We start from the raw sequence: 13,346 nt of genomic DNA, 5'->3' as shown, positions 1-13,346 counted from the left end.
TTGCAGGTTCAGGTTTGTAACCAGAACCAAACGTTTTATACCTTCAATCCCGCCTCCTGTTAGCAGAGCAAATGATAAATAAATTGTAACTATTCAGCGTAATTTATAACACACCTCTTAATCTCCTCTTGATAGAGAGGACTCACCAAATCCCCCTTTTTTAATCTGTACTACAATCCATCAACTTCTTGTTTTTTATGCTCGTTTTTCAAGCTGCACAAACGTAAGGCATTAATTAAATGATGCCTACGTAAAGTTTGGAGTATTGAGTTTTTGTCATTTGAAATTGTTTTGTATTTAGATATTCGTATTTCGAATTTGGTTGCGGCCAAAGGCCGCGCCAAGAAATCTGTGGTTTCTTTGTTTACACGTATGCCTGAATAGTTATTTCGTTAGCCCCAATTTTCTGTAAATAGTTTCAAAATCAACTTCTTTCTCTATTATTCCCGATGCATGCTGTATTTTAGACATATTGTTTAATTGCGTGGTGTCTGCAAGTTTTTCGCATGTTTCGATGGTAGTTGCGGTGTCGGCGCGTACCACGATTACGGGTATGTTTGCTTCGTGAGCGCGGCCTAAAATAGAATAGCTCGGATAGAGGTCCCCTGTAAGGATTAGGCATTTCGTGGAAGTTTCAAGGGCAGCGGCATGAATATCACTGCGGTCGCCTCCCGTTATAACCGCCTTGTCCGATATCTTTTTGAAGTGCTGTATGGCGCTTTCAAGGTTCATTGCCCCTATTACAAAATGTTCGATCAGCTCGTCGGCTTTTTCTTCGCAACAAAGGATTTTTCCATTAAGCGCGGTCACAATGTCCCGAATTGAAGTCGCTCTCAGCAAGGGGTCTCTTCGGATAATTCCCAGAGTATCTACGCCATGTTTTGTTAAAAAAGGCTGGATGGTGTTTTTCATATATTCCAGTTTGGCGGACGGAACCAGGTTAAAAATAACACCAAGCAGTTTCTCTTTCAATACATTTGAAGCATAGAGGAAGCCGTCAAGCATTTCAATGTATGATTCGAATTTATCAACAAATATTACCTTTGCGTTTACTTCGGTGATAAAATCCAATTCGGAAAAACCAAGGCATGTGCCGCAGGTTAACCTGCCGATGCCCCTGATAATCATGATGTCTTTGCCGGACGAGGCTATGTGAAATGCCTCCATTGTTTTTTCGCGAATATTAAGATTTTCGCCTTTCACCAGGCGTTGTAACATATCTTCCGTAAATATAACGGGGCTTATGGACTGTAGCGGTTCGTTTACATCAAGCGCCCGGGAGAGGAAAACGGCATCCTCGTCGGTAAGCACATCATCCACAAAAACCGGCGAAAATCCGACAGGTTTAAAATAGCCGATGTTATACCCGTCTTTTTTCAACTTGAGACCCAGGCCGGCGCAAATGAGATTTTTCCCGGAAAGGGGCGATAAAGATGCAATAAATAGAGGTATCATATACCCTCCTCACCTGAAAGTATAAAAATGTTGGAAAAATAAGAATGATTGTATAGTCAAACAAATATGTTTATGCAGGATGCGTTAAGCGATAGAAAATCCACTGTAAATATTATTGGTGGATTCGGCGTAAAAACCAACGCCCTAATCCACCATATCGCAATTTTTCAATTTCCCCTTTTCGCTGCCGAAGCATTTACGGCAATACGTACATCTATTGCAATGGCGCCGTCGCCTTTGGGGAACACCACCAGCGGATTAATATCCATTTCGATTATTTCCGGGAAATCCTTCACCAGTTGGGAGAGCCGCAGTATATTTTCTACTATTGCATCGATGTCAACGGATTTTTCACCGCGCACGCCTTTAAGAAGCGGAAATGCACGGATTTCCTGTATCATCTCTCTCGCTTCGTTTATGCCAACCGGCGCAATTCTGAAGGTTACATCTTTAAGCGCTTCAACGTAAATGCCGCCAAGCCCAAACATTATCAAATGGCCAAACTGTGGTTCATGTGAGACGCCAAGGACGAGTTCCCTGCCGCCGGTAATCATCTGCTGTACCATAATGCCTTTTAGATCGGCTTCCGGCATATGGCGTCTTGCTTTTTGCATGATGTCACTAAAGCAGATTCTTACCTCCTGTTCGTTTTTGACCCCAATAATTACACCCCCAATGTCCGATTTGTGAAGTATATCGGGGGATGAAATTTTCATCACCACCGGATATCCCATTTCTTCTGCCGCCTTTACTGCGCCCGTCTCAGAGGTAGCGATAATGCTTTTAGGAATGGTAAAGCCATAGGTGGAAATCACCTGTTTGGCGTCTTCTTCGCTTAGATAGGCAGCCTCCTTCTGTTTCATTTGTGTAAAAATTGCACTGACACGTTCCTTTCTGACAATAAAATTCTTTGTTTCCGGCGCAGGTTTGCTTTGCCATAAAGTGTATTGGTACATTGCCTCGATGGCGTAGATTGCACGTTCGGGGAAAGGGTAATTAGGCACTTTCCTCTGACACATGATTTTTAGAGCACTTTCAATTCTTTTGCCGCCCATAAAGGAAGTTGCAATGGTTTTGTCCGCATAACCTGCAATTTCACAGATTGCTTCTGCAGTTTTTTCTATTTCGGTCATTGCCTGAGGAGTGAGTATTGCAAGAATGGCGTCTACATTCGGATCTTTTATGACGTTTTCTATAACAAGCCGGTAACGGTCTGATTTTGCGTCACCCAGCACATCTATGGGATTATATACATTTGCCATTGGCGGCAGGAAATGGCGCAATATTTCTATGGTATCTTTGGAAAATTCAGCCATCTTTAATGCGGACCGCTCTATTGCATCCGTCGCAATAATGCCTGGTCCTCCCGCATTGGTAATCAGGGCTACCCGCGCGCCTTTTGGCAATTGTTGAAAACTAAACATTCTGGCATAATCAAAAAGCTGCTCGATCGTATTAGCGCGAATCACTCCCGATTGCTTGAATGCCGCATCAAACGCCCTTTCCGATCCTGCCAATGTGCCGGTATGGGAAGAAGCCGCTTTGGACCCGGCGGCAGTACCGCCAGATTTTACTACGATTAAAGGTTTCTTTTTCGTTATTTTTCCGGTGGTGGCAATAAAATCTTTGCCGTTTTTAACACCTTCCAGATAACCGAGAATCACCTTCGTGTTTTCATCTTCATACATTGCGTTAATGAGGTCTACTTCGTTAATATCTGCTTTGTTTCCCATGCTGACAAACTTTGAAAATCCCACACATTCAACTACAGCCCAATCCAAAATTGCGGTACACAAAGCGCCGGATTGTGAAAAAAAGGCAATATTTCCCCTTTCCGGCATATCGGCGGCAAATGAGGCGTTGAGGCACGATTGTGTATCTATTAATCCAAGACAATTCGGCCCCAGCAGCCGTATAGCATGGCGTGTTATTTTCTGGCAAAGTTCTTTTTCTCTGATAGCGCCTTCAATGCCGCTTTCTTTAAAACCGGCGCTGATAACTACAATTGAATCGATTTTCTTTTCAGCGCATTCGTCTACAATCTTTACCACATATCGGGCGGGTACGACGATAATCGCCATATCTATGGTGTCCCTGATATCTTTAAGGTTTGCATATGTTCTTAGACCAACAATATCTTCCGCCTTTGGGTTTACCGGGTATATTGTTCCCTGATACCCGTATTGTACCAGATTTTTTACTATATCGTGGCCAACCTTGCCCTTTTCGCGCGAGGCGCCAATGACGGCTACCGTTTTAGGAGAAAAAAAATGTTTCAGTGTGGTCATAGTCATAGTCCCATAGAATAATGCAGCATTTAAAACGCTCGTTTTCAAGCGCTGGCTTGGGAACGAGAGTGAAAATAAGTTGAGGTTTTTATAATAATTTCTACAGTCTACAGCCGGCAAATTGCAAATTGCAGATTGCAGATTGTGGACTGTAGATTGCCGACTGCCGACTGTACAGTATTCCCCATTAATAAGGTAAGCAAGGGGTAGTTTCCCCCAACTTATTGAGAAGTTCTGTTTTTTATTGTTGTGTTATTTGCACTATTCTCTGTATTGGGCATTACTTCAAACATGTTTTTAATGGATTTCCGAAATGGTTTAAATGGAACCGGGTGGATTTCAGGATCAGAGATAGTGCCTTTAATCTCCACAACAGTCAATTGTTTTCGTACGCCGCCTACAACAAAATCGAATAAATTTCCAATTAAGGGGAGTTGAGAAAAGAAGCCCTTCTCAAAACCTGTGACAACAGTTACGCCAAGTGTTCCATTAAGACCAATGTCGCCTTTTCCCACAAGATCTACCGTATCGCTGGAAATAATGCCCTCGATAATATTAACAACATTGTCTTTGACGGAAAAATTGAGTTTTGCGGTATCAAAGGTTTCCTTTTGGGGTAGTCTTAAATTGAAAAATTTGAAAATGTTAAGAATTATAGGAATGTCTGAAAGATATCCATTGGTGATGTTAATTTGTCCTTCAGCATAAAAATCCTTCAGGTCGCTGCCGTACCCATGGTACTTAACCCTTCCGTCGAGAATACCTGAAAGCTGTTTTCCTTCAAGATTAAATTTTTTTACGAATTCTTCCAATACGATTCTTGAAAATGTCAATTCGCCTTCATATTTGTAAGGCTCAGTGTTTGTTTTAATGGAAATGGAGCCATCTACGTTCCCGCCCCAGCAATTAGCGTTGATGTGCTTGCTGTAAAGTTGTTCTTTGTTGATATCCAACCTCCCGTCAATTCCCCATAAGGCAAATTTATACGTATCGTTTCTGATTTCAAAGTCTTTTAAGTTAACTTCCACCGTATAATCGTTTCTTTCTGCTTCCTTAAATCCCTGGAAAACAACCGTAAGGTTTGCTTTACCACGAGGGTTAAGGATATCCCATAACTTTTGCTTAATGGCGGTTTTTTCGCTTAATATATTCAAAAAATTTTCTGTAACAACTACGTTAGGGATGTTAACATTCAACATTTTCCTTTCAGTTTCTATGTTATATATGCCATTTATTTCCATAAAGATGTGCTGGTTGTCGTATTTAAGAAAACCACTGGTATTTTTTAATAGAATAATATTATTGCAGAATTTAATGGGGCCATTTATATACGACAGGGGAAATGGCATTTCCGGAGAATTGACAGCAACATCCTTGCAATCGGCCACTAAAAAAATGTTGCCATTTGTATCCTCTCCTTCACTGTATTGAAATGTTATGTCTGCAAAGCCGGTAGGTTGGAGTTTCGACCACACTTCTTTACCAAAACGAGGGATATTTTCAAGAAAATGTTTATTTATGAAAAGGTTGGGAACATTTGCCACAATTATTTTTTCTTTACCGGAAAGATTGACGGTTCCTTTCAGATCAACCTGTGACGTATAGTCACCGTTTTTGATGTATGCTGTGATATTACTGATGTATAGTGTATTGTTGCTCATCTTCAGGACACCGTTCACATTAGAAGCGGGGAGAGACAAATCTTTATATATTGCATTCAGCGCGTTGAGGTGAATCGTAACGTCATAGTCAATTTTCTCCTGGTTATTTTTATTGTTAAAGCTGGCAATGCAGGAGAAATTGACCTTTCCCTCCGGTTGATACTCATCCCATATATGTTTTCCATAAAAAGGGAACAGGCAGAGAAATTCTTCGTTCAGGGTCATATTATGCGCGTCTAATGTAATGCTCAGGGCTGGTATGTCCGGGCACATTTTCATAGAGAAAGAATAATTCCCCATATGTTCATCGGCGATGGTTCCTCTGGCAGTGATATTTTCGAAGGAACCGGCAAACGGCATAAACGAAATATTGATTCCCGAGAGTTTAATTTCCGGGTTGCGTAATTCAGGGTTTTCCTTGATGTGAACTTTTAAACCGCGGGCTTCAATTCCATTGTGTAATACATCAGAAAAAAGGGGCAGATTCGCATTTTCAAAACCTTCTTTTATACCATCCAAAAGTTCCCAAATGCCGGCGGGTTTTTCTACAGTTAATTCCGGGTTGATAGCAATAATTTTAACAACATTGAATTCTTTCTTAAGCAAACGTTTCAGATCATATTCGATTACTACCTTCTGGCATTTAAAAAACTTGTTCTGCATTATTCCGGATTTGCCGGAGAGGAAGATATCTTCGAGGAGAATACCTTCTGCAAAATTAAAGTGCGCCCTTTCAATATGTATATCGCCAAGATTTTGAAAGGCGTCTAATATCCTGCCTTTTATAGCCTCGTCCGAAGTTAGTTTGCTAATGAAAATATATCCGGCAATGCCGGCGCCTGCAATGATTAACGAAAAGCAAACAAATATAATAAATACTATTTTTTTCATGAAAGCGATGTGTTATTCATAGAGACGTATGTGGTGCGCAATAAGTTTTTCTACAGTCCACAGTTACTACCTTCGCAGTAATTTCTTTGCACTTTTTGGCAAAATATTTACTGGTGAAATCCGAAATACGAAACCAGAAATACGAAACAAATTCTAATGACAAAATGATTTGAAATTCTAATCAAATGCCTCTTTTGTATCTTGCATTTCGTGCTTCATAATTGTTGTATGTTTTGGATTTGTTTTAAATTTTATGCTTTATTATTCGGATTTGTTTCGTATTTCGTATTTCGTATTTCGTATTTTTTATTTCTCGCTTATTTGATTCTGGCTATGCCAGCTTAGGCGATAGTCAGTTTTTTCACGGGTCTTCTTAACTCCAGGGGGTCAATGCCCTCCTTCATTGCAGCAAGGAGACCGCCTGTTTCCCAGTAATTTTCTGCAACGATCACATTCTTCATTCGTAAAATATCCGGAGTGGCTTTCATCACCGTCGTGTTTTCCTTTACCGCAATTATAGGTATCCCCCATTTTTGTGCGGCAAGGGCAGGAATACCGCCCATGCAGGTATAGGGAAGAATAATTGCATCGACATCATTAACTCTCACATCCCCACCCTGTGTAACGAGTCTGGGCGCCCTGTCCAGTCCGCGCAAAACGCTTCCAAGATATGCAGGGCCTATTGCTTCTGCTGCCGCCCTTGGATCAACCGTTCCGCTATGCGTTTCCCGGTAAATTTCATATTTGCTCAATAACGGGGCGTGCGCTGCGGGCAACCCAAACGTGGCAGAGACCAGATGAGAAACCACGGCTTCTGCTCCTCCATAGGGATTTGCCCCTTTTCCATCAAAGTATGCCTTTAAATCCTTCATATCAATTTTAATATTGAGCGAAATCGCCAGCGCCTGAGCGCCCTGCTTTATTGCTTCCCTGCAAGCCTCAATAAGCGTCTGTTCGTGTTCAATTTCTCCCACGAAAGAATTACTTTTTGTTTTTACCGCCTGCGTCATCGTCTCCTTTTTTGTTTTAAGCACGCAGACTATTTCCACTCCCCCGACAGTCCTCAAAGCGTTGATTGTATTTACCGCCAGATCATATCCCTCTGTTTCTATTCCCTTGTCTAACACAACCCCGATCTTATTCTTTTCCACTTCCTTCAGTTCCGCTTCACCCTTGAAAAATCTATCCAGGGAATATCCTTCAACGTAGAGAACGTTTCTTCCCGCAAGGTTAAGCACAACTCCGTTGACGACGTTCGGATGAGAAATCACCTTATCGGCAATCGACGCAATCATGTTGGTTGCGGGCGTGGCATCTCCAACGTATCCGCCAATATCCGCCCCCACGCCTGTAGGGATAATGTGCGCCACAACAAACTGGTTAGCCATGTATACCCCCGCCGGTTTTTCTTTTCGTCACGGTATCATTCACCATAATTGCGGCGTCAACGATCAGGTCTTCCCCGATTACCTCTACAATGGCAAATCTCAGTACTTCACCTGTTAGTGTATTATTGAAATGCTCCTGAAGGTATTCAAGCAGTTGCGTGCAGTCAACGCCGTTCCTGGGGATTTTTATTCTCTTTGAAACTACCATACGTATATTATCCTTCAATAAAGCCTTGTAAAAACAAAAGTAGTCTGTAGTCTATGGCAAAAAGAGTAAAGGGGTTGTTTTTCAGGAGATAGAAGTACTCTGTCGTTTTTTGAAAACATAGGGGCGAAGCATTTGACGTATCTTCATTAGGCACTTAGGCACTGTAAATAAATAAAGGTATCAAGTAGATCAATTTCATGCTCTGGAAACATGCAATCAAGGCTTCAAAGTGAGACGTTAATTTATTTACAGCGCCTTAGCGCCTAAATATCGACAATTTTTTGTCGATATACCAAAGCATCTAAATTCGAATATCGAAATTCGAAACAATACAGAAACTCAAAATACAAACGTTCAAAACCACTCAACTATTATGGTTTTGGTCATTTCAAATTTTGTTTTTTTGGGATTTGTTTAGAATTTCAAATCATTTTGTCATTAGGATTTGTTTCGGATTTCGTGTTTCGTATTTCATATTTTTTATCTCATGCTTGTCTGGTTCTAACGATGCCTATTTAGGAATTTCAATGTAAAAAACATCGTTTTGATTGAAATGAAAATTACCGGTGAAATTCACTACGACTCTGAATGGATAATGTCTTCGCTTTTATATTGAGTTTGTTTGAATTCTGTGAAAACTTCCATTTTGCCATGTTCGGTGCTAATCCTGACAAATTCCGGACGTAGTACACCATAAACACATCTTAAAACGTCTCCCCTCGAGATTACTCCCACAGGGACCATATCTTTGACAACGGGAATACGAATAATCGCTTCCTTTGCCATTATATGAATCACCTTTTCAATTGTAGTATCTTCTTCTACACAAATAGGCTTTTTGGTCATGATATCCTCTGCCGTTACCTGTTCCAGACTTTTTCCCTGATCCATTGCTTTTATAAGATCAAATTCAGTTATTATTCCAACAACCTCATTATTATTATTTACGACAGGCATTCCGCTAAAATTGCCGGTCAATAATTTTTCGGCCAAAGATCTTCCAAGTGTTTCTTTTTTAGCCGCAGTGATTGTTTTCCTCATAACATCCTTTGCCATAATAACGTCTGTAACCATAATAGTTGTCTCCTTTCGAAATTTAATAAGATTTTATAAAAATAATATTTTTCATCTGCACTGTAAGTAAAAGAAAATGTATGTCTTAAATTACCATAAAATTAGTCGGGATTTTCCATGCAGTGCGTAGCTATGCTATGCATTATTAAGTATTTTTTCCACATCTTCTTTTTCAAGGGTTTCTTCTTTAATGAGTGCTTCTGCCAGTTTTTCAAGAGAGGATTGGTTGTTTTTTAGAATTTCTGATGCCCTTGCCTCTGCTTCCAGTATTATCTTTTGTATTTCCTGATCCATAAGCCATGCCATATCCTCGCTGTAACGCTTTTGAAATGCGAGCTCCCTTCCTAAAAATGGATGATCTTCTCCCCGCCCAAGGCTAAGGGGGCCTATTTTGTCGCTCATGCCCCATTGCGCAACCATTTTCTCGGCAAGTGCGGTAGCCTCTTTGAGATCATTTTGTGCGCCGGTGCTTACGTCGTTAAAAATCAACTTTTCCGCACATCGTCCGGCAAGTGCAACGGTGAGTTTGTTCACCAGGTATTGTTTCGGATAATAGTGACGGTCTTCTTCCGGTAGTATTTGCGTTACCCCCATTGCCAATCCTCTTGGGACGATGCTTACTTTATGTATGGGATCTGTTCCGGGCAGCTTGATTGATACAAGCGTGTGCCCTGCCTCATGATACGCGGTAATACGTTTTTCCAAATCGTTGATTATTTCTTCCCTGACAGTACCCATAAGTATCTTGTCTCTCGCGTCATCGAAGTCTTCGTTGTTGATGGTTTTTTTCTTTTTACGCACAGCGATAAGGGCGGCTTCATTTGCAAGATTTTCGAGGTCTGCACCCGTCATACCCGGGGTTCCTCTGGCGATCTTCTCAAGATCAACCTTATCGGCAAGTTTCTTGTTTCTGACGTGAACTTCAAGGATTTTTCTACGTTCCTTCCATCCAGGCTTATCAATTACCAACTGCCTGTCGAATCTGCCCGGCCTGAGAAGCGCCGGATCAAGCACGTCTGGCCGGTTTGTAGCGGCCATTACAATTACTTCCGTGTGAGGGTCAAAGCCGTCCATTTCTGACAAAAGCTGGTTTAATGTCTGTTCCCGTTCGTCGTGTCCACCCCCAAACCCTGCTCCGCGGGTTCTCCCCACGGCATCGATTTCGTCAATAAAGATAATGCTCGGATGCGCGTCTTTTGCCTTTTTAAACATATCCCTGACGCGTGCTGCCCCCACACCTACAAACATCTCGATAAATTCCGATGCGCTGATGCTGTAAAATGGCACACCTGCCTCTCCTGCAGTTGCCCTGGCGAGGAGTGTTTTCCCCGTTCCAGGCGGGCCTATAAGCAGTACGCCCTTTGGCACTTTTGCCCCGATCTTTTCAAATTTGCCAGGATCTTTAAGGAATTCTATCACCTCTGTCAATTCCTTTTTCACATTATCCATGCCGGCCACTTCACAGTATGTGACCTTTGGCTTTTTTACATCAAAAAGAGTCGCCTTACTCTGCCCAAAAGTAAAGAGTCCCCCCGCTCCGCCTCCCACCTGCCTTGCACCTCTCATTACAAGCATCCAAACGCCTATGATGATTACCCACGGAAGAATGCCAATAAGAAACTGCCAGAAAAATGAGCCTTCTTCGGAAGATTCGACGCGTATTTCCACACGCCTGCTCCTGAGTTTTTCTATCAATCCCTCTCCCTGGAAAGTGGGCAGTTGCGTTTTAAAGTCTTTTACGGAAGTTGGTTCCTGGTCTTTGTGCAGCGGAATAAGCGCTTCGTTATAGAATTGACCTGCAATGTGTAATTTTTTTATGGTAACGGAAGAGATATTGCCCGCGTCCAGTTGTTCCAGGAATTGACTATAAGCAATGGTATGACGAACAGGCACTGAGGTGGAAATGGAATATCGCTGAAGCATATATATGGCGATAAAAAACAGTGCGAAGATGATGAGTACTTTCCATTGCGGAGACGGCGTAAAAGATTTCGTTTTCTGGTCTTTTTTCATAAGACTATATGTTATCTGAATATGTGATATTGTCAACCATTTAATTTTCGCAATTATTCACCCAACGAGGGTATTTTACACATAAGCGCTAAGTTAAAATTACGGATTAATTTAACCGTGTAATGAATAATAAATATCTAACAATGAACCTGGTGTCTTTATATATTTCGCAAAATAATCTCACTATAGTTTACCAGCAATTACATTGAATTTTAATATGTTTTTTGCATATAATCTGTAATTATTTCTCCTTTTTCAAGATACCAAACTGATTCAGGAATAAGTGTTTTTTTACCTGGTGGTATCTTGCCGTCTCGTTTTGACAAGAGATGAATTTGAACGGCTTTTGTTATACAGGGAGTACTTTAAATGAATAATATGGTAAAAGACATTGAAAAATACATGCAAAATGAAGCAAATGAAATTATAAATTTTGCGTGTAAACTAATAAATACAAAAACCGAAAATCCTCCGGGCAATGAAATTTTGGCCGTTTCGGTAGTGGAGAAATATTTCAAGCGGCTGAAGATTCCTTACGAAATATTTGAAAAAACGAAGAGCAGGACAAATATTATTGGATATATTGGCGAAAGAGAAAGATCGAGGGAGCGCCCTTCATTGCTGGCAGCATGCCATTTGGACGTTGTGCCTGCAGGCGATGGCTGGCAGAGCGACCCCTTTTGCGCACATGTTAAAAACGGGAGGATTTTTGGCAGGGGTTCTTCTGACAATAAAGGCCAAATGGCTTCTATGATGGCAGTGGCAAAGTATCTCAAGGAAAATGAATCCGGGCTAAAAGGCCTGTTTTTGCTGGCAGGTGTTGCCGACGAAGAAAGGGGTTCAGCATTAGGCATGGAGTATTTGCTTGATGAATGCGGCATACATGCCGATTATGCCATTATCCCCGACGTGGCGAATAATATGCAAATGATTGACGTGACGGAGAAGGGGGCATTGTTTCTGGAAATAACTTCATTTGGCAAGCAGGCACACGGTTCCACTCCGGAGAGGGGTATAAATGCGGTATGGAATATGATCGCCTTCTTAAACCAAATCAGGCATTACAAATTCAGACATGCCTTTCATCCATTGCATTCCCCTCCAACAATGAATCTGGGATCGATCCATGGCGGAACGGTAGCAAATACGGTGCCTGCCATCTGCAAGGCGCAAATAGACCTGCGCTATTTGCCGGGAGATTCGCCTACTGATATTATCAATGACATAAGGAGCATTATGAAGGAGGTCGAAGATCAGCATTCCGCAAGATTTGAATTAAAAATCACGTCTGACCAGCCCTCTACAAACATTCCTGTCGATAACCCGCTTATAGAAATAATTACAAAACATACGGAGGCAATCTTAGGGACAAAACCGAAGCCTATGGGGCAATCAGGCTCTACGGTGACGAAACAGCTTATACAAAAGGGTATTACTGCCGTGGGGTTCGGGCCTGGTGACCATGACGAGGCCCATGCCGCAAATGAGTCGATAAGTATTCAGGAATTAATCGATTTCGCAAAGATTATGGCACTTATTTCATGGGATATTTTGACGTAAAGCACAATCGAGGCCCGTTCAGGCAACTGAATAGTTACAATAATATTTTTATAATACGACCATGAAAACATACGTAATGATACCAACTTATAACGAAAGAGAAAACATCGGGAAATTAATTCTGGAAATATTGCATCTGGAGATTCCTGATTTGCATGTTGTAGTGGTTGACGATAACTCTCCTGACGGCACCGCCGGCGAAGTGAAAAAATATGCAACGATGCATCCGGAGGTTGAATTGCTCCTGAGAACAACAAATAGGGGGAGAGGTTCAGCGGGCGTTGCCGGCTTTCAATATACACTGGATCACGGGGCAGAGTGTGTAGTGGAAATGGACGCTGATTTTTCACACCATCCGAGATATATTCCTGATATGCTTAATGCCATACAGAACGCTGACCTGGTAATCGGGTCAAGGTTTGTGAGCGGAGGCAGGGATGTAAACAGAGGGATTGTTCGCAGGCTGGTAACATTCCTCGCCGGAGTCTATGTCAGGATTTTACTGGGACTAAAAATAAACGATGTTTCTTCCGGTTATCGATGTTTCAGGAGAAAGGTCTTGGAGGATATTCAGTTGGATTCCATGATTTCGACAGGCCCTTCCATTGTATCTGAAGTATTCTACAAAGCTCATGTGAAAGGGTTTTCCATCAGGGAAATACCTATAGAATTTGAAGACCGAATCCACGGTGAAACAAAACTGAATTATAAAGTACTATTGAAAACATTGCTTATGGTTTTGAAATTCAAACGACTGCACAAAAAAGGGTTGTTGTTTAAGACTTCGGGGAAAAGCCTGGAAATATAG

The 13,346-nt window shown here is 41.6% G+C and carries 9 protein-coding genes; 2 read left to right on the top strand and 7 right to left on the bottom strand.

Annotation, left to right across the window (positions count from 1 at the left end; translation table 11 throughout):
• Positions 1 to 384 precede the first annotated feature (384 nt).
• The 7 genes from M5U24_RS03425 to ftsH form a co-directional block, all read right to left on the bottom strand.
• The gene (locus tag M5U24_RS03425; RefSeq protein ID WP_164994671.1) at positions 385 to 1,455 is read right to left on the bottom strand and encodes a phosphotransacetylase family protein; all 1,071 of its coding nucleotides are present in this window, start codon (positions 1,453 to 1,455) and stop codon (positions 385 to 387) included.
• 167 nt (positions 1,456 to 1,622) lie between these two features.
• Positions 1,623 to 3,743: an acetate--CoA ligase alpha subunit gene (gene acs, locus M5U24_RS03420; protein WP_164994670.1), complete on the bottom strand. Its 2,121-nt coding sequence runs from the start codon at positions 3,741 to 3,743 to the stop codon at positions 1,623 to 1,625.
• A gap of 221 nt (positions 3,744 to 3,964) precedes the next feature.
• The gene (locus tag M5U24_RS03415) at positions 3,965 to 6,295 is read right to left on the bottom strand and encodes a hypothetical protein (protein WP_099324302.1); all 2,331 of its coding nucleotides are present in this window, start codon (positions 6,293 to 6,295) and stop codon (positions 3,965 to 3,967) included.
• Positions 6,296 to 6,636: 341 nt separating this feature from the next.
• On the bottom strand, positions 6,637 to 7,683 hold the full coding sequence (locus M5U24_RS03410) for a DUF3326 domain-containing protein (RefSeq protein ID WP_099324303.1): 1,047 nt from the start codon (positions 7,681 to 7,683) through the stop codon (positions 6,637 to 6,639).
• On the bottom strand, positions 7,676 to 7,891 hold the full coding sequence (locus tag M5U24_RS03405; protein ID WP_099324304.1) for a hypothetical protein: 216 nt from the start codon (positions 7,889 to 7,891) through the stop codon (positions 7,676 to 7,678). Before M5U24_RS03405 ends, M5U24_RS03410 begins: the two co-directional genes overlap by 8 nt.
• Before the next feature lie 576 nt (positions 7,892 to 8,467).
• Positions 8,468 to 8,965 carry a CBS domain-containing protein gene (locus M5U24_RS03400; RefSeq protein ID WP_230405760.1) on the bottom strand — a complete coding sequence of 166 codons (498 nt, stop codon included), beginning with the start codon at positions 8,963 to 8,965 and terminating at the stop codon, positions 8,468 to 8,470.
• A 135-nt stretch (positions 8,966 to 9,100) separates the two neighbouring features.
• Positions 9,101 to 10,978, bottom strand: coding sequence for an ATP-dependent zinc metalloprotease FtsH (gene ftsH / locus M5U24_RS03395; protein ID WP_099324305.1), 1,878 nt, complete (start codon positions 10,976 to 10,978; stop codon positions 9,101 to 9,103).
• Between the two features lie 369 nt (positions 10,979 to 11,347).
• Between ftsH and M5U24_RS03390 the strand changes: the two genes are divergently transcribed.
• Entirely contained in the window at positions 11,348 to 12,538 is a 1,191-nt protein-coding gene (locus M5U24_RS03390) for an ArgE/DapE family deacylase (RefSeq protein WP_099324306.1), read from the top strand.
• A 76-nt stretch (positions 12,539 to 12,614) separates the two neighbouring features.
• Positions 12,615 to 13,346: a polyprenol monophosphomannose synthase gene (locus tag M5U24_RS03385; protein WP_157820394.1), complete on the top strand. Its 732-nt coding sequence runs from the start codon at positions 12,615 to 12,617 to the stop codon at positions 13,344 to 13,346.

The organism is Candidatus Kuenenia sp., from assembly GCF_027493735.1.
Classification (GTDB): domain Bacteria; phylum Planctomycetota; class Brocadiia; order Brocadiales; family Brocadiaceae; genus Kuenenia; species Kuenenia stuttgartiensis_A.
This window is presented reverse-complemented; position numbering and strand designations above follow the sequence as displayed.